This window comes from Candidatus Chloroploca asiatica (genome assembly GCF_002532075.1).
GTDB lineage: Bacteria > Chloroflexota > Chloroflexia > Chloroflexales > Chloroflexaceae > Chloroploca > Chloroploca asiatica.
This window is the reverse complement of sequence record NZ_LYXE01000114.1, coordinates 1-23639: the sequence shown is the minus strand read 5'-3', so window position 1 is coordinate 23639 and position 23639 is coordinate 1. Positions and strand designations below refer to the sequence as shown.

At 67.1% G+C, this 23639-nt stretch carries 16 protein-coding genes; 1 reads left to right on the top strand and 15 read right to left on the bottom strand.

The features are described from left to right. Positions 1-322 precede the first annotated feature (322 nt). Positions 323-535, top strand: a complete 213-nt coding sequence (locus tag A9Q02_RS15150; RefSeq protein ID WP_097653933.1) for a hypothetical protein — start codon at positions 323-325, stop codon at positions 533-535. 105 nt (positions 536-640) lie between these two features. On the opposite strand, the gene A9Q02_RS15145 is transcribed toward A9Q02_RS15150, so the two are convergent. The 15 genes from A9Q02_RS15145 to A9Q02_RS15075 all read right to left on the bottom strand — a co-directional run bounded on the left by A9Q02_RS15145 (position 641) and on the right by A9Q02_RS15075 (position 23340). Then, the gene (locus tag A9Q02_RS15145) at positions 641-5050 is read right to left on the bottom strand and encodes a hypothetical protein (protein WP_097653932.1); all 4410 of its coding nucleotides are present in this window, start codon (positions 5048-5050) and stop codon (positions 641-643) included. A 115-nt stretch (positions 5051-5165) separates the two neighbouring features. After that, positions 5166-5513, bottom strand: a complete 348-nt coding sequence (locus A9Q02_RS15140; protein ID WP_141508936.1) for a hypothetical protein — start codon at positions 5511-5513, stop codon at positions 5166-5168. A 240-nt stretch (positions 5514-5753) separates the two neighbouring features. Beyond that, the gene (locus A9Q02_RS15135; protein ID WP_097653930.1) at positions 5754-7799 is read right to left on the bottom strand and encodes a type IV secretory system conjugative DNA transfer family protein; all 2046 of its coding nucleotides are present in this window, start codon (positions 7797-7799) and stop codon (positions 5754-5756) included. Beyond that, the gene (locus A9Q02_RS15130) at positions 7796-8785 is read right to left on the bottom strand and encodes a replication-relaxation family protein (RefSeq protein WP_097653929.1); all 990 of its coding nucleotides are present in this window, start codon (positions 8783-8785) and stop codon (positions 7796-7798) included. The genes A9Q02_RS15135 and A9Q02_RS15130 overlap by 4 nt, the downstream gene beginning before the upstream one ends. Before the next feature lie 59 nt (positions 8786-8844). After that, complete coding sequence (locus A9Q02_RS15125; RefSeq protein ID WP_097653928.1) at positions 8845-9516, bottom strand: hypothetical protein; 672 nt, start codon at positions 9514-9516, stop codon at positions 8845-8847. Further along, complete coding sequence (locus A9Q02_RS15120) at positions 9513-9977, bottom strand: hypothetical protein (RefSeq protein ID WP_097653927.1); 465 nt, start codon at positions 9975-9977, stop codon at positions 9513-9515. The genes A9Q02_RS15125 and A9Q02_RS15120 overlap by 4 nt, the downstream gene beginning before the upstream one ends. Before the next feature lie 46 nt (positions 9978-10023). Then, positions 10024-12384 carry a VirB4 family type IV secretion system protein gene (locus A9Q02_RS15115; protein ID WP_097653926.1) on the bottom strand — a complete coding sequence of 787 codons (2361 nt, stop codon included), beginning with the start codon at positions 12382-12384 and terminating at the stop codon, positions 10024-10026. A 47-nt stretch (positions 12385-12431) separates the two neighbouring features. Then, positions 12432-12905 carry a hypothetical protein gene (locus A9Q02_RS15110; RefSeq protein ID WP_097653925.1) on the bottom strand — a complete coding sequence of 158 codons (474 nt, stop codon included), beginning with the start codon at positions 12903-12905 and terminating at the stop codon, positions 12432-12434. A 135-nt stretch (positions 12906-13040) separates the two neighbouring features. Then, the gene (locus A9Q02_RS15105) at positions 13041-13295 is read right to left on the bottom strand and encodes a hypothetical protein (RefSeq protein WP_097653924.1); all 255 of its coding nucleotides are present in this window, start codon (positions 13293-13295) and stop codon (positions 13041-13043) included. A gap of 319 nt (positions 13296-13614) precedes the next feature. Then, a complete protein-coding gene (locus A9Q02_RS15100; protein ID WP_097653923.1) occupies positions 13615-15282 on the bottom strand; it encodes a hypothetical protein in 1668 nt (555 codons plus the stop codon). After that, complete coding sequence (locus tag A9Q02_RS15095; RefSeq protein ID WP_097653922.1) at positions 15282-17207, bottom strand: SH3 domain-containing protein; 1926 nt, start codon at positions 17205-17207, stop codon at positions 15282-15284. Before A9Q02_RS15095 ends, A9Q02_RS15100 begins: the two co-directional genes overlap by 1 nt. Before the next feature lie 79 nt (positions 17208-17286). Next, positions 17287-19197 carry a 6TM ABC transporter family protein gene (locus A9Q02_RS24665; protein ID WP_216361528.1) on the bottom strand — a complete coding sequence of 637 codons (1911 nt, stop codon included), beginning with the start codon at positions 19195-19197 and terminating at the stop codon, positions 17287-17289. Beyond that, complete coding sequence (locus tag A9Q02_RS15085) at positions 19194-19940, bottom strand: carboxypeptidase regulatory-like domain-containing protein (RefSeq protein WP_097653921.1); 747 nt, start codon at positions 19938-19940, stop codon at positions 19194-19196. The genes A9Q02_RS24665 and A9Q02_RS15085 overlap by 4 nt, the downstream gene beginning before the upstream one ends. 112 nt (positions 19941-20052) lie before the next feature. Then, the gene (locus A9Q02_RS15080) at positions 20053-21339 is read right to left on the bottom strand and encodes a C40 family peptidase (RefSeq protein WP_172451015.1); all 1287 of its coding nucleotides are present in this window, start codon (positions 21337-21339) and stop codon (positions 20053-20055) included. 402 nt (positions 21340-21741) lie between these two features. Beyond that, positions 21742-23340, bottom strand: coding sequence for a hypothetical protein (locus A9Q02_RS15075; RefSeq protein ID WP_097653919.1), 1599 nt, complete (start codon positions 23338-23340; stop codon positions 21742-21744). Positions 23341-23639 lie beyond the last annotated feature (299 nt).

Genomic DNA, 23639 nt, shown 5'->3' with positions numbered 1-23639 from the left:
CCCACCCTTGCACCGCGTCCTGATGCAATGCAACGCCTCGCTGGGCTACGCGAGCCGCAGCGTTGGCCTCTGCGTGACACCCCTGCGTCACGGGCGCAGAGGCTGGCGTTGGGGGTAACGCCGGGGTTGCAGGGCTCAACGTTGGGGTTACGTACGAGGTTGACGCTGGGGCTGAGGGCGTCTGCGGGCAAGCCCGCAGACGCATGCCGCCAGCAGCTCAGCGCATACGGATAAACCCGCACCCGTCCACCGATACCCCGGCTTGATCCAGACCCCGGCGCACGACCTGGAGAACGTCTCGCCCCAAGGCTAGCTCGCTGTCGTGGCTTGCACCCCTGATGATCACGATGCGACCCAGGAACCCCGGCAACACGCTGGCGTCCCCTTGCCCGTCTACGGCACCGTCGCCAATGGCCCGGCGATCCTGGCGCTCACCCCGCCAACAGCGGCCAGCCTGGTCGCCTGGGCACACCAGATCCCCCCCGCGTGGCTCGACGAGCCACCGGAGCGAGAACCCAGCAGGGACTTTCGTTGACCGGCCTCTGCATATCGGGGGCGGCTTTTCACACAAGGTAGCCCCGGCGGGGCCGTGGATGCGGGCCAGGCGCAGGTCGCCCGGCTCGCATCCGCAGCGGCCCGCTTAGCGGCGCACGAGCGGGAGATAGACCCGTGGCACCTCGGCCAACGGCTCAACGCTCGCCGGTACCGTCCGTTCAGGGGCAACCACCTCGTCCAGCGGCAAGCGTACCACCGCCGCTGGGCCACTCGTGACCAGTTCGTACGCGGTTTGGCGTACCACACGGCTCGGTTGCACCTGCCGTTCTTGCGCCACCGGGACAGTGCTCACCACCACGACATACTGGCCTGCCGCCGCCTCGGGTGGCGTCGTCAACAGCAGCGTGAAGCGCCCCGCAGCATCGGCCATGAAGGGCGGATCGAGGACGACCCCGTTGACCTGCACCTGGAGCCGCGCCCCGGCCGGGAAGTGCAACCCGCTGAGCACGAAGGTACTCCCCGGCGCCCCGTCCAGGTAGTTGACATGGAGGAGCGGGTCAACCGTCACCACCGGAATTGCGACAAAGTCCTGCCCCTCCAGGTCACCCGTCACCGTCACCGTCCGCGTCGCGGGGGTAAAGGCATACCCCTCCCGCGTCGGCGTGAGCGTCCACGTCCCTTGCGGCACGCCCGTCAGGGTATAGACCCCCGTGCTGTCCGTCGTCGCGCTCCGCGTGCCATCCGTGATCACCACCCCCGCCAGGCCACCGCGGTGGGTGAATACCCGCCCACGGATCTGCCCCGTCGTCGCGCTGGCAGTGAAGTCCTGGCCCATCAGCGCCTCGGTCACGGAGATCGTCCGCGTCGTCGGCGTGAAGGTGTACCCCGCCAAGGTCGGCGTCAGCACGTGCGTCCCATACGGCACGTCGGTCAGCGTGTAGGCCCCGGTGCTATCGGACGTGGCATTGCGCGTGCCGTCCGTAATGACCACCTCCGCCAACCCCACGCCATCCACCGTCACCCGCCCCGTCACCGGGAAGGTCAGCAGGGTCGCCGCGAAGTCCTGATCGCGTAGCGCCTCGGTCACGGAGATCGTCCGCGTCGTCGGGGTGAAGGTGTACCCCGCCAACGTCGGCGTCAGCACGTGCGTCCCATAGGGTACGTCCGTGAGGGTGTACGCCCCCGTGCTGTCGGTCGTGGCCCTGCGCGTGCCGTCCGTGATGAGCACATCCGCCAGGCCGACGCCATCCACCGTCACGCGGCCCGTTACTGGGAAGGTGCGCAACGTCGCCGCGAAGTTCTGATCGCTTAACGCCTCGGTCACGGAGATCATGCGCGTCGCCGGGCTAAAGGTGTACCTCGCCAACGTCGGGGTCAGCATGTGCGTCCCATACGGCACGCTCATCAAGACATAGAAGCCGGTATCCGTGGTCGTCACGGTGCGCGTGCCGTCCGTAATGACCACCTCCGCCAACCCCACGCCATCCACCGTCACCCGCCCCGTCACCGGGAAGGTGCGCAGCGTCGCCGCGAAGTCCTGATCGCGTAGCGCCTCGGTCACGGAGATCGTCCGCGTCGTCGGGGTAAAGATGTACCCTGCCAAGGTCGGCGTCAGCACATGCGTGCCATAGGACACGTCGGTCAACGTGTACGCGCCCGTGCTGTCGGTGGTCGCATTGCGCGTGCCATCCGTGATGACGACATCCGCCAATGCCACCCCATCCACCGTCACCCGGCCTGTCACGGGGAAGGTCAGCAGCGTCGCCGCCTGCGCCAGAAAATCCTGGCCTGTCAGCGCTGCCGTCACTGTTACTGACCGGGTGGCCGGGGTAAAGGTGTACCCCGCCAGCGTCGGCGTCAGCACATGCGTGCCACAGGGCACGTCGGTCAACGTGTACGCGCCCGTGCTGTCGGTGGTCGCACTGCGCGTGCCATCCGTGATGACGACATCCGCCAATGCCACCCCATCCACCGTCACCCGGCCTGTCACGGGGAAGGTCAGCAGCGTCGCCGCCTGCGCCAGAAAATCCTGGCCTGTCAGCGCTGCCGTCACTGTTACTGACCGGGTGGCCGGGGTAAAGGTGTACCCCGCCAGCGTCGGCGTCAGCACATGCGTGCCATAGGGCACGTCGGTCAACGTGTACGCGCCCGTGCTGTCGGTGGTCGCACTGCGCGTCCCATCACTGATCACGACATCAGCCAGGCCCACGCCGTCCACTGTCACCCGGCCCATCACCGGGAAGGTCAGCAGCGTCGCCGTGAAGTCCTGCCCATCGAGATCCCCGGTCACGGTGATCGTCTGGGTCGTCGGGGTAAAGGTGTAGCCTGCGAGGGTCGGCGTCAGCGTCCAGGTACCTGACGGAACATCCGTCAGCGTATACGCCCCCGTCGCATCCGTTCCTGCGCTGCGAATGCCATCCGTGATACGCACCTCAGGGAGGCCCCGGTGATCCAGGATAACGCGCCCTTGAATCGTAAAACCCTCGCCCTGTTCAGCCACAAAATCCTGACCGCTCCGATCACTCTTCAACACCAGGGTGCGGGCCTCCGGGGTAAAGCGATACCCTGCGAGCGAGGGAGTAAGCGTAATCGGACGTTGGAGTACATCCGTGAGCGTATAGAATCCACTGGCATCAGTCACGGTGGTCTGGACACCTTCGGACAGTTCTACTCCTGCGAGGCCACCGCCAGGCAACGTAACCCGACCAGTGACAGTCGCCATCCGCACCGTCATAGGATCACGTGGCACCGTCGTCTGACCGTAAATGTTCTGCCCCCAGCAGCGCGGCATCCCACTCGCCGTCACCGCACAGGTGTGAAGCCAACCCAGGCTGACGTGACTGACCATGCCGAGGTCAACCGGCACCATCGCCTGACCGTCAATGTTCTGCCCCCAGCAACGCAAGGTTCCATTGTCCGTCACCGCACAGGTGTGAGCCCAACCCAGGCTAACGTGACTGACCATGCCGAGATCGTGCGGCACCATCGTCTGACCGCACCCGTTATGCCCCCAGCAACGCACGCTTCCCCCCGTCGTCACCGCACAGGTGTGATACGCACCCGCACTGACCTGGCTGACCGCGCCAAGGCCGCTTGGCACGTTCCCCTGACCGTACTGGTTGTCCCCCCAGCAGCGCACGCTTCCCCCCGTCGTCACCGCGCAGGTGTGATAATAACCCAGGCTGACCTGAACCACCGTGCCAAGATCATCCGGTACCACCGCCTGACCGTACCGGTTATCCCCCCAACAGCGCACGCTTCCCCCCGTTGTCACCACACAGGTATGCCACGTACCTGCGCTCACCTGACGCACCACGCCAAGGCCGCTTGGCACGTTCGCCTGACCGTACTGGTTGTCCCCCCAGCAGCGCACGCTTCCCCCCGTCGTCACCGCGCAGGTGTGATAATAACCCAGGCTGACCTGAGCCACCGTGCCGAGATCGCCCGGCACCACCGCCTGACCATACCAGTTGTTCCCCCAGCAGGACAGCGCCCCAGTCGTCATCACCGCACACGTGTGATACGAACCCGTGCCGAACTCACCCAGCAGACCAAGGTCGCCCGGCACCGTCGCCTGGCCGTTCCCGTTGTACCCCCAGCAGCGCACACTTCCCCCCGTCGTCACCGCGCAGGTGTGCCTCTCACCTGCGCTCACCTCGCTCACCACGCCCAGGTTGTCCGGCACCACTGCCTGGTCGCCAGCCCTGTTGCTTTCCCAGCAGCGCAACGCCCCGGCCACCGTCACCGCGCAGGTGTGCCACGTACCTGCGCTCACCTGGCGCACCAAGCCGAGGCCCCCCGGCACCGTCGCCTGGTCATACTCGTTCCAGCCCCAACAGCGCAGCGCCCCATCCGTTGTCACCGCACAGGTGTGAGACCCACCCGCGCTGACCTGGCTGACCGCGCCGAGGTCGGCTGGCACCGTCGCCTGGCCGTCGTCATTCCGCCCCCAGCAGCGCAGGGTGCCGCCCGCCGTCAGCGCACAGGTGTGAGACCCACCCGCGCTGACCTGGCTGACCGCGCCGAGGTCGTCCGGCACCGTCACCTGGCCGTAGTCGTTCCACCCCCAGCAGCGTAGGGTGCCGCCCGCCGTCACCGCACAGGTGTGCTTATCACCTGCGCTGACCTGGCTGACCGCGCCGAGGTCGGCTGGCACCGTCGCCTGGCCGTTTTTGTTGTCCCCCCAGCAGCGCACCGCCCCCGCCTCCGTCACCGCACAGGTGTGCAAGCGTCCCACGCTGACCTGGCTGACCAACCCGAGATCCTCTGGTATCCCTGACCATGCCCCCCAACAGTACAATTGCCCAGCGGCATTGATCACACAGGTCGTATTACCACCAGCAATCACCTGCGGCAACGCGGTGGTGCTGTGCCCGAGCGCGGTCGGCGGGCGCAGATCGAAGCTCAGTGGCTCCGGCACGATGGGCAACGAGCGAGGTGGTGCTTCTTCCAGCACCGGTGGCACAGCCATCGACGCAGCCTGGGGCACCAGCATCGGTAACCCCAGAGCAAACAGGATAACCAGCACGAGCGACAGGCAACGACGGTGAGCCATGACAACCTCCCCTTCCCCAGGCCGCCCGGTCAGCCCCGTGCCGCCGCCGCGACCACGCGTATAGACAATCCACTTAGTCTGTTAGTACCCATCCGCCCCGTTTGACTCTTGGCTTTTAGCGCATGGTTGTGGGATTACCACCAAGGCAGCGACCACGCCAACCACGGGTGTGGCCCGGCCCTGTCCATGTCGTGCGCCCTGCACCCACCACGTCCTGGCCTGGTGCGTGCTCTATGATCGCGTCGCTTGCACCCTGACGCAGCGCCTTGACAGGCAACGAGTGATCATCGCGACCACGGCCACGCGCCGCTGACCCGGGGCCACCGTCAGCGCAGGCGACGCCGAGCACCGTCATCAGCGCAGGCGACGGGATAACCCGGTGATCACCACCCCGCCCACCGCACGCGCCACCGGGGCGGGGCTGGATGACGCTACGTGCGGAAGTGTACGGTCGCTCGCCCACCCCTGCACCGCGTCCTGATGCGAGACAACGCTTCGCTGGGCTGCGCGAGCCGCAGCGTTGGCCCCTGCGTGGTACCCCTGCGTCACGGGCGCAGGAGCTGGCTTTGGGGCCAACGCCGGGGTTGCAGGGCTCGACGTTGGGGTTGAACACGAGGTTGACGCTGAGGCTGACGCTGCCCTTGAGGCGGAGCGTTGCACGGATCGCTGTCTCCGCATTGCCAACACCACCCCCACCGTGCCGTCAGTATTCAGCGATGTCGCTGCCCCCAGGGTCGGCGGGGCGGGGCAAGGAAGGCGGTGCGGCCGGGCCGGATATGGGGGCAGCCGCTTCCGGCGGTGGGGTGGGCCCACCAGCGCGAGGGGGTGGCGGGGCCGGATCAGGGGTAGGCGCAGCGGGGGCCTCGGGGGGTGGACTGGGCACGGCGGGCGATGATCGAGGCGGCATCCGGCGGGCCGCAACCGTGCGGCAGCGCTGCCGGGTGGCGTCGTCGAGGGCGATGCCGTCGGTGATCAGCGGCGGTGTCACCGGAGGCGCAGCGGGCCGAGGGGGGCGCGGTGAGCGGCGCGGTGAGCGGCGCGGTGGGCGGACACGACTGACCCGGATGTGTTGCGCTGCGCCGCCCGCAATCACGACACATTCCCCCGGTTGCAGCCGTTTGACCATGTCGGGGTGGATCTTCAGGCTGTCCTGAACCGCCAGGCTGCCTTCGCCTAACGCGTACTCTTTGACGCCCCGCCCCATGCCCCGTTCGGCGACGCTGATCCGCCGCTGAAAGCTGACCTGAAGCCCGGCTCGGGGCAAGAGGCGTTCGGGATCGGCACACTGGTGCAAGATGACCCCGCCTGCCGCCCCCAGGATGCGATCGGCGTCGCTGCCCATGCCCGCATAGCTCTGCGCTGTGACGATGACCCCCGCCCCCCGGAAGCGTACCATTTCGAAGAGCGTGGCGGCGTTGGCTCCGCCCACCGCAATCGCCGGGAACTCGTCGATGATCAGCAAGACCCGTTCGTCCGGCGGTTTGCGCACCGCAACATAGTGGGCGAAATCTTCCAGCAGGTAGCGCCCCAGGCTCGCGGTCTGGTCACGCAATTCCAGGCCTTTGAGCAGCAAGTACCCAGCCGCCACGTCCTCAAACGCCCACCTCCCATCCAGGCCGCCCCGTAGCGCACGAAAGAAGGAGCGGTATCGGTTGGCGGCGGCCTGGGCGTCTTCCTTGCGCAACCCCGTCAACTCCTGGGCTTCGGGGTGCCCACGGTAGAGGGTGAGCAGGTGCTCAAGCCGGAGGCGGGCGAGCAGTTCCTCGCTCGAGCGCGGCGGCCCGGGTGGGGCATCCACGGCCAGGCTGAGCAACAGCTTGGTCATATCGCGATAGTAGGGTTCCGTGTAGTCGAGCACGGCTAAGAGCCGGTTGAGGATAGCGGTGCTGTCGCCCCGCCAGCCGTCATAGGTGGTGCTCGGAAAGTGCGCCACATGGGCGATCCCCGCCGTGTGCATCGCGGTCGTGAATTCCGCAGCGGTCGCTTCGTCCCCTTTGCAATCGAGATAGAAGACGCGCCAGCCGTACGTGCGGGCCGCCCCATACGCGAGCCGTTTGCTCGTTTCGGTCTTGCCCGTGTTGCTCGCGCCGATCAGCACCAGGTGGCGGCCCAGATTGGCCGCTGGGTAGGTAAACCAGGCCCCGTGGCTCCAGGCAAGATCGCCACCCAACGGAACGCCGAGCACCAGTGATCCACCGGCAGCGTCTGGGGCGGTGGCGCACTGGTGCTGCGCCCGTTGCAGCGCTCGCTGAGCGCGGGCGGTATCACGCGCCAGGCGTTCGCGTTCCCGATCTTCCGCCGTCTTGACGCGGGTGTTCTGGAGATAGAGAGCCAGCAGCGGAGCCAGCAGGAGCATGGTCAGCCAGAAGTGCCTCACGTCAGGCCAACTCTGGGCGAACAGGGCCGGCAGCGCGGCTGGGGGCGGTGGGGTGATCAGCGAGGGTTGCAGGTAGCCGAGCAAGGGCTGGGTCGTGCGCGTCAGACTGGCGAGCGTGGCCCCCAGATGGCCCCAGCGGAAGGCGATGACCCCCAGGCCCGCCAGGCCCAGCAGGGCACACCAGCGGGCGCGGCGTTGCGTCCGATCCGCCTGCACGAAGGCCGCCAGAAGCCCCGCCAGCATGAGCGCCCCGGGGCCAGTCAGGATGAGCAGCAGGGCCAGGCTCACCAAGCGGCTCTGTTGTTCCTGGATCGTCTGTGGGGCGAGGGGGCGGCGGGTTGGCCTGGGGGGTAGTGGCGCCAGGGTACTCATGATGGTGTTGGCTCCCAGAGGTGACTCGGGGCCAGCGTGACCTGCGGTTGCTCCACAAGACGATCGACGACCTGGTTGGTTGTCCACACCACGGTGCCGATGCCGAACCAACCCCGGCGAATGGTCGTCGGATGCACATGGGTTTCGGGCAGAAAGAGATAGTCCGCCGCCGTTTGGCGGTTGACTTTGACCACTTCTTCGGCGATTCGCTGCAGGCGCGTCATGCTCGGGGCCACCACAAGCACGCGGAAGTGAGCAGTGCCATAGCGTTGCTGCAACAACGGGTGGCCCTGGTAGGCGTCGTAGGCCTGAGCTTTCCGGTACCAGGAGCGGAGCGGGCGAGTGCCGCGATCGAGTTCGAGCACAAGACGTTCGCCGTCGAAGAGGCAGGTGGCATCCGGCAAGACCGGCTCGGGGTCGCGTTGGCCGCTGATCGGGACGCGGTCGTAGGCCTGGCGTGCCAACTGATGATCGCCCCGCCAGTGCGTGAGTGTCCGGTGACGATAGGTGGCTTCGGCCCGCAAGGCGGCGTAGCAGACGCCAATCGCGATCCGATGCTCAAAGTTTTGCAGGGCTTTGCTGCGATGATCATCACACCAGATCTGTTCTGGTTCCAGGGGGCCATATTCCGTCAGGATCGTGGCCCCCAGCGGGGTCAGCGCATACGCATCGGCACTGCGCCGCACCCGTACCGTCAAACTATCGGCGATCCGGGCCAACCGGATGATCAAGCCATGCGCTTGCAGCAACCCCAGTCGGTGATAGAGGTTCGAGCTCGCCTGATACCGACTGACCGTACCGGCCGTCACGGCCGCATGATAGCGGGTGCGCCAACTCGGAAAATGGAGCCATTCAAGCGCCCAGGCGGTCAGATACCGCGCCTCAGCGAGCGAGGCGAGCATCGCGACATCGCGCGGTTGCAACCGCATGCGCGGTAACGCGGCAGCGGACGGGGTGGACGGAACGGCGGAAGATGAAGAAGCCATAGACCCTTTCCTGATGAGGTGCGCAGCACCAGCGCGGGCACGCCGTGCACGTGCGATTGTCACTCCCACACCTGGGGCGATGCGGCCAGGTCAGCGTCGCCTGCGAGGGCAGAGCCAGGCTGGCCGCCCACCCACGGAGTCAACAAAAGGGGTACCGCGCCCGGCCAGCGGGCCCCCAGCCAGCGTCGCGGGGTCGGTTTGGGCTGACGAGCCAGGCGGGGGCCGAAGAGCCCGCTGCCTGGCAGCACCAACCACCCGGCTGCCCGTGCGACCTCGGCTGGATCGGGGCCATCGTCCTCGACCGCGAGCAACGCCCCCACCCGCACCTGGCGCGACCCCGTCCAAGAGACGATCAGCCGGGCCTCGTCCCAACGGGTCAGTTCAAATGGCCGGGCCGTGCGCCCGGGCCAAAGCACCACAACCCGCTCGGTGGGGCGGGTCGCCAGCCCTTGCGGGGCCGCGACCAGGCCCAGGTCACTGCCTGGCAGTGACCTGGTCAGCACCCGTCGGAAGAGGGCCGAGCGACAGCCGGGACGACAGGCCTGGCGCAAGCAGCCCTCGCATCCTTCCAGCGTCACATACGCCTGCTCCCGTCCCCGGACACGCAGGGTCATGGCCGCGACCGCGCTATAGCGCAGATGCAGCCGTACCGCCGCCTGCCAGGCGTCCCTATCCAGCACGCACGCCTCCGCCGGCACTTCCAGCCGCCACAAAATCCATGGATGGATCATGAGCTCGGTTCCTCCTCCCAGGGTTGTCGCAGACCGGGCGGGCACGCGCCCGTCCCCCAGTGGGTCACGACCCACCCGGACGGACTGGCCGCCATCCGGGTGTGGTAGCACCAGGTCACCTCCGTGAACGCCCAGATGCTTACACCGGTCATGCCGGCCCCGGCGTCGGTTGGGTCAAGCATGGTCAGTTCGCGCAGGGCTCCGGTGCGTGAGCGCGGGTTGTGGAGCTGATCCTGCATTGTCAGCACGACCTGCGCGACCGCTCCTTCCGACCATTCCGGAGCCACGACGGTCAGCGCCGCAGCATGGTCATTGGTACGCACCGCTGTCACCCACGCCGTATGCACCGAAGCCGCAGACCCGGTCGACTGGGTCGCCCCACAGCCCGTAAGCGCGCAGGTGAGCGCGATGAGACAGGGGACGAGGAGCAGCGCCCCGCGTACGTGTGGGAAGCATTGCATAACATTCCTCTTTCGACGAGCCGGGCCACGTCACACGGCGACGCGGTCACGACCCCATAAAACTGTGGGCTTCGCGACGATTGAGTTCCACATTCAGCTGATAGACATCATTGCGCAGCACGGCCAGACATTCACCCGGTTCAGCCCGTGGCAAGAAGGCGAGGTACGCGGGGGGCACGTCGGGCAAGGCTGCGGCCACTTCCTGGGCGGCACTCGGTTCCAGGTGGAAGAAGATGCGCGCCGCCGCTTGTTCATAGATCTGGCGTCCGGTCTCGGTGCCAAAGAAGGTCGAGGGGTTCTGATCGACCAGCACGATCCCGCAGCCATACTTGCGGGCCGTTTTGCTAATCGCGTGCGCCAGGCGTACGACCTCCTCAACCTGGGAGGCATACCCAAACTCATCAATTTCGAGAAAAATCTTGCGCTGACGATCGCGTCCAGGCAGGCGCAAATAACGATGGATGGCACCAATCGCCTGGAGGTAGTAGAACGGGCGCAAGAGTTCGGGCACCTGGGCAAAATCGTAGTAGACCACATCGCGGCGAAAATTCCAATCAATCGTGGTGGCTCCATGAAAGGCGGCCCCTTCGGGGGTGAGCGTGGTGGCGTGGCGATCTTCCGTGCCGTAGAGCAAATAGCGCAAATCGAGGGCCAGGGCGTGCGCCACCGGGCTAACTTCCGCTTCCAGCATGGTCAACAGATCGCCGAGCAGCGGGGTGTGCGCAATGGGGGTTTCCGGGGTCACGTCATGGGTTTCATAGAGCGCCTGGATCACGCGGCCCAGCACGCCGCGTTCGCGGACGGAAAAGATGCGCGGCTGATACGCTTGGCGATGATCGGTTGTCTGGCCGGGTTGGCCAAAGAGCAAGGCCAGTTGCCCGACGACATGCAGCACCTGATTCGGCAACCACCCCCCGTCAGTCTCGGTATCGAAGACGACGTCAAGCAGATTGACCGTCTGTTCCAGCCCAACCCGATAACAGACCGCCCCGGCCAGCGCCGCCGCGACCCGCAGACCATTGGCAAAGGCGTCAATGCCAATCACCTGCATGCCATGCACGGCCGCCGCGCGTTCCGCCAGGAGGTTGATAAAGACGGTTTTGCCATAGCCCGATTTGCCGAGCACAATCGTATGCGCGGCTTGTTGCTGCTGAAAAAGATCCATAAAGACCGGTGCACGACGCAGCGCATCAATCCCGAGGAAGATGCCCGTGGTGGCGGTCGGGCGATGCAGCCCGACAATCCCGGCCATGCAGCCGACCGCCTGCGACAATTGCGTGCGTGGCTTCCAGGGTGCTTCGAGATGGGTACGGGGGAGCGGGCTACACAATTTGAGCACTTCGGCCTGCGCCCCGGCGGCCCGCATCAGGCGCAACGAGGAACCCAAGCGGTCACGGGTCTCTGCGACATTGATCTCGAGGTCGTCGGGGTCGCGGCCACCGACGATGACCGCCAATTGGAGACGATGGAGCGTCTGGTGGTGCAGTTCGTGCAGGGCATGGGTGGCATCGGCAGTGACCCGCTGCGCCCGGGTATCCAGCAGGCGGTGATCGCGTGCGACCAGGTTGGCGGCATTGAAGGCAAGTTCTGCCGTACGCTGCGCCTGACGATGGGTCATGGTTTGAATATCGAGGGCCAGGATGACATCGTAGTTCGTGGCAAGCAGAGGGTGCAGCGTACTGGCATCCCAGATATCCTGCAGATCATAGGAGTGAAGCGCCGCCAACCAGGGCTGTCCAGCTTCCAACGGTTCCAGGCGGGTGGCATGTTCACGGTAGGCACAGCCCAGCAACGTGGGCATGACAGGCAGGTGCGTCACCGGACGGCCAAAGGCGTGGCGTAAGGTTGTGCTGAGCACCGTCGGCGCAACGTCGGGTGGCGGCCATGTCAACAAGAGGTAGGTCGCCGAGCGCACATAGGCCTGTTCCATCGTGCGGTAGAACGCCATCATTTCTTGCATCCACGGGAGCCGCCAGAAGACCTGGACGATGGTATCGGCGAGCGTCGCCCAGGCGACGAGGGCGTCAGTGACCGGCAAGGGTTCGCCCCGCACGGCGGCCTGCACCAGCGCTTGCATCACCGGAAACGGTGCCAGGTGGGTTAGCAGCATTGGCACCATGGGCTCCGGCAAAGCACGCAGGATCTGGGCAGGGTCATGGGCCTCGGTTCCGTCAACCAGGGCATCAATCGCCCGCAGCAACGGGCCCAGGCCGTGGGCGAGATAGGCCAGCGGAGCCTGTTCACGCCGCATGCGCTCGGTGGCGGTCTGCAACGAAAAGCCGCGAGAGAGCGCCAGCAGGCGGGCCGGATAGGGACGGGCGGCAAACCAGGCGCCCACCCGACGTTCAAAGCCCTCCCGGTCAGCCACTTGTTCCAGCGGGAAACTGTGCAATTGAAAGAGATCCATGGCACTCCGTGCTCATAGCTGACGCCGCCAGCGGCGTCAGCGGCGGGTCAATCAGCCGCAGGCTGCGGCTCAGCGAGCGGGTCATCACGCAACGGCGCGGGCGTGAGCGCGTCAGGCGTGCTCACCTTCGGGACGGGCGGGCGGCGGCGCTGGCGCGGATCGCGCACGATCTGCACCGGCCCATCGACCGCTAGCGGACGTTCACGGCGTTCACTTTGCACGGTACCGGTGAGCATCTCCGGGGTGATGATCCGGCCATGCATGCGCATGCGTAGCTGCCCGCGTAGCTGCCAGAGGAGGTGTTCATAGATTGCCATGCCGCCCACATCGAGGGTCAACGCCAGTCCCAACAGCGCGGCCCCAATGATGAGCGGGGCGCGCACCAGCAGCGGCAAGCCCGCAGAAACCACCACACACGGGAGCACCACGAGAATGATGCCCACCAGATGCTCAAACGTGAGCAAGACCGCTACCTTTTCTTTGCGGCGATTATGCAACTCTTCTAACATGCGATACGGCATAACGCGCTCCTCCCCATGCTCAGGACACAAGCCAGCAATGTTCCTGACGCCTACCGCCTGCAAACGGGGCAACGGTAGGGCGTCAGGAACGTCCTGCCACCCCATGGGGGCAGGACGCACCACCCGGCGTGGTACTTACCCCCCGCCGACCGCCCCACCCGCCCCACCGAGGCCGTAGAGGGCCGTCACAATCGTGGTCGCAAACCCCACCACCACCACCCCTAACAAGACCCGTTGCAAATGCCCCCGGGCCGCCTGGGCCCAGTCGGGAATGACCGGAGCCAGGGCGTTCATCAAAAACCACAAGACCAACGCAATCACTGCTGTGGGCAGCACCAACGACAACAAACTCGTTTGCAGCGTGGTGAACATCGTCGTAATCGCTTCCACCGGCGTCTCCTTTGGGCTAGGGCAGGCATCCGCCTTGCGGTCAGGGCCTGCCGTCGTGGCAACCGTTTGCCGAACGTTCGTCGCGGGGGCAGCCATCTGCCCCCCGGCTGAGCTGATGCACCAGGTGGCGACCGACAGGGACACGGCGCGTCCGCAGGACGGGGCTCCGGTCTGGCGCGCAGGCGCTGGCGCAGCCGATACCAGCGCCCAGCGGCGAGCGTTGCCAGGCACTGGCGGGTGGGCTGTCCACACCCCGTGTGGCGGCGCCATCCTGCCATCGGTTGGGTATGTTTCATCGTTTCTCCTCCCTCTACCTGCCTCACGGTAACGCCTGGCCCTGCTCAGGGGCCAGGTGCGGGCGAAGTTCCATGCGCGTCGGCCCGACCTGCAAGAGCATGCGACCCTGGGCCTGGGTTGGTACCGTGACGGTCAGGGTGCGGGTTGCCCCCGGGGCCAAGGGGGTGCGCAGATCGGTCATGGCTGGCATCACGAGTGGGCGCTCTTGAACGGTCAGACTGATATCGGTCGCCGTGAGCAACAAAGGCTCACGATGCTGATTCCGCACCGTCACGCTCAGATCGTAGGTCGCCAGGTGCGTGGCGGTGACCGTGACGGCCTCGACCACCAACGCCGTCCGCAACACCTCCTCGCGACTGAGCGGTGGCTCCAGCAAGGTGCGCCAGCGCAGCAGCGCAGCAGGCGGCGCGGGGCTGAGACTCCAGGTCACGTCAAGCGGGCTGTGGGGGTGAGGAACCAGGTACTGCACGGCACTCCCGGTAGGGGTGTTCGTCAGCGCACTGGGCAGCAGGGCCGTGCCATTGGGCAAGCGCAGGGTGGGGGCCACCAGCGGCCAATCCACCGGCGCGGAGCTCGTGACCATGACGGTGAGGCGGGCCTGCTGCGCGGGCAAGGCGGGATCTTCGCCGCGCCCGGTCAAGATGAAGCGGTCAACCGTAAGCGCGGTTCCGTCCGGGAGCGTCACCGCCTGACCCAGCGCACGTGGCTCAGCGGGGGCAACGATCTGCAACAGCGCCAGCCGGGGCGTCACAGTACTTTTCGGCTCACACGCGTCGATCTGGAGATCGGCCTGGCTGAGGCGGTCGGTCGTCAGGTGCCCTACGCGGGTCGGGGTGTCAGCGCCACCGGGCAGGGTCACCGTGGTGGCGTCAGCCAGCAGCAGCGCCGGCACGCAGAAGCGCAGGGGGAGCCAGGTCGCCGCTGCCCAAACCGCCTGGGTACCCTCGCGGAGCGTGGGCCATCCGGCCTCGCGGGCGGTCTGGGTCACGGTCAACACCGTCGTCGTGCCATCGGCAGCGGTGAGGTGCAGGGTGTCCAGGGGCCACGGCGTAACGAGCGTGCCATTGACGGTGAGCGGCGGGGGTGGTGTCGCCCGCGAAACCGCCTCGGCGCGCGGCCAGAGCATCCAGATGAGGATGACGAGAATCAGGCTGACACAGATCATCACGGTGCGTGCGAGCCGGGCGCGCTCAGACGTGCCCCCGGCACCCAGGGCATACTGCGCCTCAGTGGGAGCCATGGTCAACGCATGGACATCGACGCTATACCAGCGCGGCTCGTCGGGTGTCCCCCGTGGCAACAAGCCCCGGCCATCTTCGGTCGCCAACCCCTGGGCATCGTTCAGCAGGTGCTGCAAAGCGGCGCGGTGGATCTGATCCGGATCCGTCGTCGCCTGAGCCGCCAGACGGGGATCATGCTGCCCGTTCGCCCGGATCGTGTCGCGCTCCTGATTGAGCACCGCGTCAAAGAGCGCCCGTTGTGCCGGGGCAATGCCGTCGAGCGTGGCCTGGGCCGCCTGGGCTTCCTGTTCACGGCTGTGCGTCAACTCAAAGGCAAAGGTACGCTGGCGGTCAGCCTGCACCTCAAGCAAGGTGCGCTGGGCCTGCAAATAGGCGACCCAAGCCCGATAGGTCGCCGTCATCTGTTCATGAAAGCGGGCGGTATCACGTTGTTCGGCGGACGTAGGCATCACTCATCTCCTGTCGCGGGTACCTCAATGATCAGCACCGCCTGATCAACCTCTACGTGCATACCGAGCGCTGGCAGACGCAGCCGCCAGGCATGCTCCGGGTCAACCTCACGGGTGAAAACGAGGGTGCCATCCGCCGGGGTCACGGCTTCGGCCAGCAGATCGTCGAAAGCATTGAGCACCTGCACGCGCACACCACTGAGCGGGAGTCCCTGCGGGTCGGTGGTACGCATGGCCGCCGGAAGGTTCGCTGCGGTGGGAGCACGACGGAGGCTGACAGTCACCGAACGGGAACTGCGCGCCGGGGGCGGGGCAGGACGAGCCACTGGAAGCGGTTCGAGCGGCACGACCTGGATGGCCTGCACGCGCAGAGACGAGGGCACGGCGGTCGCGGTGGCGCGTGACCCCGCCGAGGCCGGTGGCGCACCAGCCTCCTCGGCTGACGGGGGCGAGCCTTCCGCAGGCGCGTCCGGCAGAGGCGCCGCCTCCCGCATCCGCAGGTCGGTACCGCGCATCCAACCGGGCATGACCAGGTCGTGCGGCTGCACCCGTACCCAAACGCCGCTGGCCTGTCCGAGCAAGGTGACGTGGTGGCCTTCAGGGAGGCTGGTCAGCACGGCACTGCTGGCGCGTGGCCCATCGTGGAGATCACTGGCCTCGGCGATCACCAGGGCCGCGCCGGTTGGCGCGTCGGTGCTCGGGGGCGCAGCGGTGGGGGCCGGTGCGGCCGGCGCGGCCGGCGCGGCGGCGGGCGGGGCGGCGAGGGCCGGGGCCGGGCTGACCGGGCGACTAGGCAGCGGTGGGGGTGTCGGCGTCGGCAGTCGCCCGGACTGAGCCTCACTCCGCGCCAGGATCTCGCGGCCAAGCGGGCTGTCCGCGAGCGTGATCGCGAACCGATACCGGCCCGCGTCGTCGTCCGGAACGAGCGGCTGCAATCCGCCCGTGCGGGGGGCAATGCGGATGACGGCTTCGCCGTCGTTCGGGGCCGTCCAGGTGAGCAGGCTGTGCAGACTGAAGCCAGGGAAGGCATCATCGTTGTGGGCGATCGGCACATGCTCGTCGCCCCAGAAGAGATCCAGCACGGTATCGGTGCCTGGCCCCAGGTCAAACGTCGCGAGGCGGTAGGTCAGCCCGGCTTTGACGGTCACGCGCAGATAGTCATGATCACCGCCCGGACAGCCGCCAGGGACGGGGCAGACGAAGGTGAGGTCGTAGATCACGCCGACGGCGATGGGCGCGGCGTGGGCCGGACTCCAGTTATCTTCGAGCGCGTCTGGGGCCAGCGCGGAGTCAGCCGGGGCCGGGGGCGGCGGCGGGGGCGGCAGCACCTGCTGCACCGCCAGGTCGTAGCTCGCGACGGCGGCGGACGGGCGCAGGGTGGGGGTCACCTGCAGGAAGATGGTGCCGGAGATCGTCGGGGCCAGCGTCAGGGTCGTCGCGGGCGGGGTGAGGCTCGCCAGCAGCGTGCCATCGGCCTGGCGTGCGCTCACGGCGAGGGTCAGATCCGCGCTCGGGTGCAGCGTGATCTGGGTCACCAGGCCGGTGGCGGGGAGTTCAAGCTGATACCAATGCGGCGGCGTCCCTGGGCGGACGGTGAGGGTCGCCGTGCGGTCATCGCGGCGCAGGCGACAGGCCCGCGCCCGGTCGTCATGGCCTGCGCAGGTGGTCACGGCAGCGGCGGATCCTTGCTCCTGCGCAGGCGGCGCGGGCGGATTGACCGGAGGCGACGCGGGCGCCCCTGGCCCCGGGGTTGCGGTCGCGGACGGCAAGACCGGCGTGACCACAGTCGGTTCGCCCAGGATGGGCGTCATGGCCTGCGCCGCAGCCACTGTCGGCAACGGAGTAAACCAGGCCATCACCGCGATCACGAGACCCAAACCAGTGAACACAAGCCCTGAAATGACCAACCACACCAGACGAGCCATAACCTTCCTTCCTTCCCCGTTCTCACGTGCGCCACCTTCATCCGTACTACGCCGCGCAGGCCATACACCCACGCGTTCCTTAGCCTGCCTCACGCCGCCGGCGACGTCGCCGGGGCGGCAATGGTGCTGGGGCCACGACCGGCGCGGGAACCACCGCCTGCGCTTCGTCCGCCGGTGCGGGCGTAGCGAGCGCCACGTCAGCCGGGCCTGCCCCTGCGTTCGCCGGGGGCGGCGGGGTTCCCACGGGCGGCGGTGCAACTGGGGGCGGCGGCGGCGGCGGCGCCATGGGCGGGGCAGCCACCAGAGGTGGGGGCGGTGGAGCCGGAGCCGGGGCCGGGGGCGGTGCAGACGCCGGAGCCGGGGGCGGCGGCGGAGCCGGGGGCGCCGGTGGCGGCGCCGCCGCCGGTGGTGGGGCAAGCACCGCAGCGTCGCGCCGCATTTGCAAGCGCATCGCACGCGTCCCCTGGTCATGGCGCTGGCCGGCATACAAGCCCCGATACAACTCATCCTGATCGTCGAGGTGGCCCATCGCCACGGCGACTTCCCCCAGCTGCATCATCGTTGCGGAACGACCCATCATCGCGGCCATCGCATAGCTTGGGCGTTCCGTCTGGGCCATCGCGGCCATGCCAGTGAGCGCCGTACTCGCACCTGCCGTCGCGGCGCCGGCGGCCAGCGCCACCCCACCAGCCGCCGCGCCTGCGGTCGCCCGTGCCGCGCCCGCCGTCGTCTCCCAGGCGGCCAGCATCGAGAGCCCCGTCAGCGTTTGCACCGTCGCACTGACGGTCACCAGACTCCCCTGCAACGTGTTGGCGGCCAGCACGAGCAAGACCCCCATCAGCAGCAAGCCCCCGATCGCAAAGCCGGTATAGGCTGCCGCATTGCCCATCTCGGCTGCCGCCAACAGGCAGGCAAAGAGCAGACCCATCACGAAACTACTTGACCACGAGACCTGGATCACCGTGATGGCCCGGCGCACCAGACTGGTAATGCCCTGTGACGTCTGTTGGAACCAGACCACGAGCAACGCAAGGGGCAGCCCCACCCAGAGCATGACCATGCTGAGGCTCAAGATGAGATGCACCATGGCTTCCGCCACCGCCAGCATGCTCGGCAACAGCCCGACGGCCAAGCGGGTCACCCCGCGCTGGATCCCATCCAGCGCCACTTTGCGGTCATTGGGTAGCAGAATCTGGCTGACATCCTCAGTCGTGGCAAAGTTGGGCGGATCGGCAAAGAAGGCGTCGGGCAAGGTGCTGCTCGGCCCGGTCAAGTTCGGGCAATGAATATCGGCGGCATTGGCATAGAGCAACGCTGCGGCCAAGTCATCCATCTGCATTGCACCAAGCGGCCCCCGGCGCTCCAACTGACCGGTGCCGCACGGATTCGCCGGATAGAGCGGCACCGGTGCGGCCATATCATCGGCAGTCACGCCAAAGATCGCGCCCGGTGCCGCAGCCGTGGCTTCCAGAAACAGGGTTGTCGCAACTTCGGAACGCACCTGTTCCGCCTGGCTGATCAATTGCCCGCCTACCGTCAACAGCACCGGGGTGAGGATGGCCCAGAGCAACACATGGCGCAGCGTGATCGGGACGTTGCGCCCGGTGAACGGGAGCACCATCAACAACAAGCAAGCCAGGATGAGGGCCAGGACGGCGAGGGGCACATAGAGCGGGTTGAAGAGGTCGGTCACCACCTGATAGGCCGTCGTGAAGACCACCTCAACGAGCCACCAGCGCATCACCGTCAGTTGATAGGCGAGTTGTAACAGGGTACGGTTGAGCATCCAGCCCACCGACGCGAGGCCCAGCCAGAATTCATACTGCGCACCGTCCATGCAGGCTCCGACATTCATCGGACTGCATGCCGCAACCGGCGACGGCCAGCGCAGCAGCGCCCCCACGCCGCCAATGAGCATCAACCCCGCCAGCCCCCAGCGGCGGGGGCCGCCACGCCATGGGCGCATGCTGCGTCGACCGGGGCGGATCATGCGTTCCTCCCACGCCACCAGATCTGCCCGGTGGCAACGGCCAGCACGAGGAGGCAGCCCATCAGCAGCCAGGCAACCCAGCCGTGCAGCAGCGCACGAGGGGCCGTCGCCGTTCCAGCATCCCGTGGCGCGGGCGACAACGCTGAGCCTCCGGCCTCCGCACGGCTCGGCGGCGCGGTAGCCATGCGCAGGTCAGCCGAGGGCGCGCTCAACCATGTGGGCGAAGCTGACCCTTCGGCAAGCGGGGGGGCAACGGGTGGTGCAGGCGGCAGCAGCGGCAACGTCTGCAAGGTCGCTTGCATCGCAGCCGCAACCCCGTCAGGTACCGGCACGGGCTGATCGCCGGCGATCATCGTGCCCGGGTCAGGCCGCACCAGGCCCGAGGCTTCCGCACGGAGATCGAGCCGATTCGTGCCTGGGTGCAGCGTGAACTTGATCCCGTCGACCTCAGCCCCAGCCAGGAAGAGGGGCAGCCCGGCCACGCGGCCCTGGACGGCCACCCGTACCTGCCCTGCGGCAAGCTCCGGCACGGTTGCCATGCCCGTAGCGTCCGTCGTCGCACGCTGGATCAACTGCGACCCAGCGGCATCACGGATCAGCACCGTGACATCGGCCAGCCCAGTTCCGTGTTCGTCACGCAAGCTCACCACGAGCACGGCCCCCAGCGGCGGCGCCGCCGTTACGCGTGAGACCAACCCGAGCAGCAGCACCAGCAGCACACTCCCGCCCCACCACCACCGCATGATCGGCTCCTTTCTTGACGCCAGCTTGCTCGTCACCGCTCCATCCTTCCCGTGGCGCAGTTCCTCCGCCTTGATCACCGACACCGCCCCATGTCTCGCCCTGGTGCGCCGTTCAACGGGCGGTGCGAAAACCACGAATGCGTGGCGCATAAAAACTGGACTGCAAGACGTCGTAGTCAATGCGCACCCCCAGACTAGCGTTCGCGGCATGCACCATATCCCACTGACCATTGCCATTCAGGTCGCCCACAAGCATGCCCACGTGATCAATGCCCTGCCCGCCGATCGCAAAGAAGATGAGATCGCCTGGGGCAAGCTGGGCCAGATCAACCGGTTGCATGCGCGGCCACTGGCCCGCCGTGCCCTGCGGAATCGTCACTCCGATCTGGGCATAGACCCAGGTCATCAAGCCTGAACAGTCAAACGCTTCAGGGCCTTTTGCCCCCCAGATATACCTTTTGCCCACCTGATGGAGCGCCAATTGCACGACTCGGGGACGCCCCGGCGGGGCGCTCACGCCCTGGATGGGTACCTCGTGGCCCCAGGCCTGCCCTGGTTCGGTTGACCACCCGGTCAACGCGCCCGGATCAGCACACGGTTCGGCCCCGGGGGCCCGCCACATGGCATCAGTCCACTGGAGGGTGAGTTGATTGGGTTCCTGGCGCTGCAAGCCCAGGTTGGGCGTGGGCGTCGGCGGGGCCAGGGTCGGCGTCAGCGTCGGCATCCCTGGCGGCACCGTGGGCGAAGGCAACAACGGCACCGCGTTCGGATCGCCTACGAGAGCCAGCTCGACGACCTTTGGCGTGCCACGCGGCCCCAGCACAGGGACGGTCACGCTACTCACGCCTGGCGGAATAAGTTCAGGCAGACTGGCAACCCCCGCCAGGTGGAGTGCGACTGGCGTCACGCTCCAGGTACCACCTGAGACAACGGCCCCTGATGGTTCCGTCACGGCCCGTAGCCGGAGTTGTTCGGCATACTGAATAGGAATGGGGGCCACCGTATGGTTGTGCCAGATCAACTCGATCAACGCGAGTTGCTGCTGCTCAGCAGCCACACCGGGCAACGTCACCACTGGCCCGGCCTGCGCCGTAACCTGGATGTGGAACGGCCAGGCTTCGACGCGCTGCCCAAAGACATAGGCGGTGCCGACGGCGGCATACGGCGTGGGTGAGGGAAAGGGCGGGCCACCTAACGCGCCATACTCCTGCTCCCAGCGCTCGTAGAAAAGCTCTTCCTCCCAATCGCCACCCTCGGTGATCGGGCGCGTATGGGTAATGACCTCTTTCACCGGGCCATCCACGCCAAACGGACGGGGGGTTGGACTCGGACAAGCCCAGCGCGGCGCGGAGGTGATCACCGTGCTGGCGGTTCCACAGGCCAGAAAGAGAAGACTCACACTGCAGATGAGCACCACCACCATCACCCGGCGCTGCGTCGCTGACAGTACGGAACGCGCCGCAAGCCGCCGCCCTTGAGGGCGTGTGGTGAGGCGGGTTTCGCGCTGGCTTGAGCCAGAACATTGCCGACATTGAACACTTGTGTTACAATGCCCGTAATGTGGGCCTTCGGGCTGCACAGGTGCTCCTTCGGGAGCCGCACCTGAAGAGCAGGATATGTTGCTGGTTGTGTCGCTCAACTCCTGCGGCACATAAAACATGTCAGGTGTTCCTTGGATGGTGCAATACGTTCCTTCGGGAACCGGGTCGGACAGATCCGTTGGTCGTTAAGCTCGCCAATAGGCGGGTTGGGCCAAGAAGCCGCCGCCCTTGAGGGCGTGCGGAGTGTCACCAGGTCTGCTTCATGGTCGCCCTCCTGGCGGTGCCGCCGCTGGCGCGAGCGTCTGGGCGGACAGGATCTGATTGAGTTCCAGCGTCCGCACGGTCACACGCTGCTGCTGTTCAACCCAGGCCAGCCAGAGCGTGCGACTCTGCAAAGCCTGGGCCCCTACCGCCAACCCCACCGCCCGTGAACCCAGGGCCAACGGGAGAGGCGCCGCGCTCAGCGGATCCATCAGCGTCTGCCATGCCCCGGTGCCAGGGGTGGTCACGGCAGCATAATGGGTCGCCATCTGGTCACAACATGTCCAGAGCGCCGCCACCTGATCAGCAACCGGGTCATAACCAGGGATCACCGTCCCCACTGTAGCCCCGGGACGATGCACGATCGCTTCAAGCGGAAGCCAGTGCGCCCCGCCATCCAGCGAGGTCAAGGCATACGCGGTTGCCGGATGCTCGGCATCTGTCCAAGTAAACATGATCAAGGGGCGCTCAGGCTCAGCCAGGCGCGGGGCCACGAGCGCCTGCACGCGCCACATACGCAGACTGGCCGCGATGCCGGGTACCGCAACGGGCTGATGCACAAGCTGCCATGGAGCGTCAGGGGCACCGTGTTGGTGTACCAGCACGGCGGTCGCCTGCGCACCGCCCGTCAAGACCACGCCCAGCACATGGGTGGCCTCCCCAGCCCCAAGGATCACCAGACGCCCCTCGCTAAAATACCAGGTCGGGACGGGCAAGCGCGTGACCGGTTGCCAGCCCTCGGCTGGCAACCGGGTGACCATGGCGAGTTGCATCGTGTCAGGGCCATCCTCGCAGATAAGCATCGCCACCAGGCGGCCATCGGCCCCCACCGCCAGATCATTGACCCGGCGACAGCCGGTCGCCAGGCGCTCAGGAGCCTGCCAGGTGGCTCCGTAATCGTGACTCTGGCTGGCCCAGATCCCCGCCGGAGTTCCCGTAGCCGGATGCGGATCACTCATGCCCCAGACGGCGTGAAGCGTATGATCGGGGGCGACCGCCACCGCGACCGTGCGACTAAAGCGCCCGACCTGGGCGGCCCCCAGATCGACCTGCCGCGCCGGACTCCAGACCTGCGTCTGGGGATGCTGCACCATGACAAAGATCCGATCCGGGTCTTCATTCGGCGACCAGACGGCCGCCCCGAGCACGGGCCAGCCTTCGGTCGGGTGGGTGGCCAGATCCAGATCCAGGATCATCCCCGGCAGCTGAAGCGTGGTCTGGCGCTCACTGCCGTGGCGCCAACGGCGGGCTTCCATCGTAGGATACGGCGGCGGCGCTGGGATCGGCGTCGGCCAGGGCGGCAGCGTCGCCCCAGGGCCAGGATCACAACGCGGATAGGGCGTCGTCGTGGGGAGCGCCGTGGCGAAGAGGTCAGGTGCGCCCGCCTCCAGCGGTTCATGGTCAGGGGTCACGGTTACCGGTGGGGGTGTCGGCGCCTGATCCGGCCAGCAGCCCGTGACCTGGGCCGTCGCACGGCGATCGGCATACGTGGGCGGTACGGCACAGCCCGTCAACCCAAGCAACAAGCTGCCCAGAAGCACCAGCCACCAACCGCCCAGCGCCCCTTGGGGCCGCCCCTGATCCATGAACCGCACCATCCCATCCCTCCTGAGCCCCCAGGCCAGCCTGCCGCAGGCACAGGCACGCCAGCACCAGGTCAAACGACCTCGCGTGCATCGCATCAAGCCTGAGCCACGACCTCGAAGCTGAAGCCAACCATGAGGATAACGTTGAGGCGAACTATGGCGAGTATAGCAACCCGTCACGGGGATGCCTATGCCCAGAGTGGGAAGAGTGCGCGTGACACTCCGCAGCGGCTCAAGCCGCGCGGCTTCTTGGCCCAACCCGCCTCGTGGCGAGCTTGACGACCAACGGATCTGTCCGACCCGGTTCCCGA

Bases quoted from the DNA above. Each gene is read 5' to 3' on its own strand.
- A9Q02_RS24665 (WP_216361528.1), bottom strand. From the start codon at position 19,197: ATGATCCGCCCCGGTCGACGCAGCATGCGCCCATGGCGTGGCGGCCCC.
- A9Q02_RS15100 (WP_097653923.1), bottom strand. From the start codon at position 15,282: ATGCCTACGTCCGCCGAACAACGTGATACCGCCCGCTTTCATGAACAG.
- A9Q02_RS15085 (WP_097653921.1), bottom strand. From the start codon at position 19,940: ATGCGGTGGTGGTGGGGCGGGAGTGTGCTGCTGGTGCTGCTGCTCGGG.
- A9Q02_RS15130 (WP_097653929.1), bottom strand. From the start codon at position 8,785: ATGGCTTCTTCATCTTCCGCCGTTCCGTCCACCCCGTCCGCTGCCGCG.
- A9Q02_RS15135 (WP_097653930.1), bottom strand. From the start codon at position 7,799: ATGAGTACCCTGGCGCCACTACCCCCCAGGCCAACCCGCCGCCCCCTC.
- A9Q02_RS15095 (WP_097653922.1), bottom strand. From the start codon at position 17,207: ATGGCTCGTCTGGTGTGGTTGGTCATTTCAGGGCTTGTGTTCACTGGT.
- A9Q02_RS15110 (WP_097653925.1), bottom strand. From the start codon at position 12,905: ATGCCGTATCGCATGTTAGAAGAGTTGCATAATCGCCGCAAAGAAAAG.
- A9Q02_RS15145 (WP_097653932.1), bottom strand. From the start codon at position 5,050: ATGGCTCACCGTCGTTGCCTGTCGCTCGTGCTGGTTATCCTGTTTGCT.
- A9Q02_RS15120 (WP_097653927.1), bottom strand. From the start codon at position 9,977: ATGCAATGCTTCCCACACGTACGCGGGGCGCTGCTCCTCGTCCCCTGT.
- A9Q02_RS15125 (WP_097653928.1), bottom strand. From the start codon at position 9,516: ATGATCCATCCATGGATTTTGTGGCGGCTGGAAGTGCCGGCGGAGGCG.
- A9Q02_RS15115 (WP_097653926.1), bottom strand. From the start codon at position 12,384: ATGGATCTCTTTCAATTGCACAGTTTCCCGCTGGAACAAGTGGCTGAC.
- A9Q02_RS15075 (WP_097653919.1), bottom strand. From the start codon at position 23,340: ATGGTGCGGTTCATGGATCAGGGGCGGCCCCAAGGGGCGCTGGGCGGT.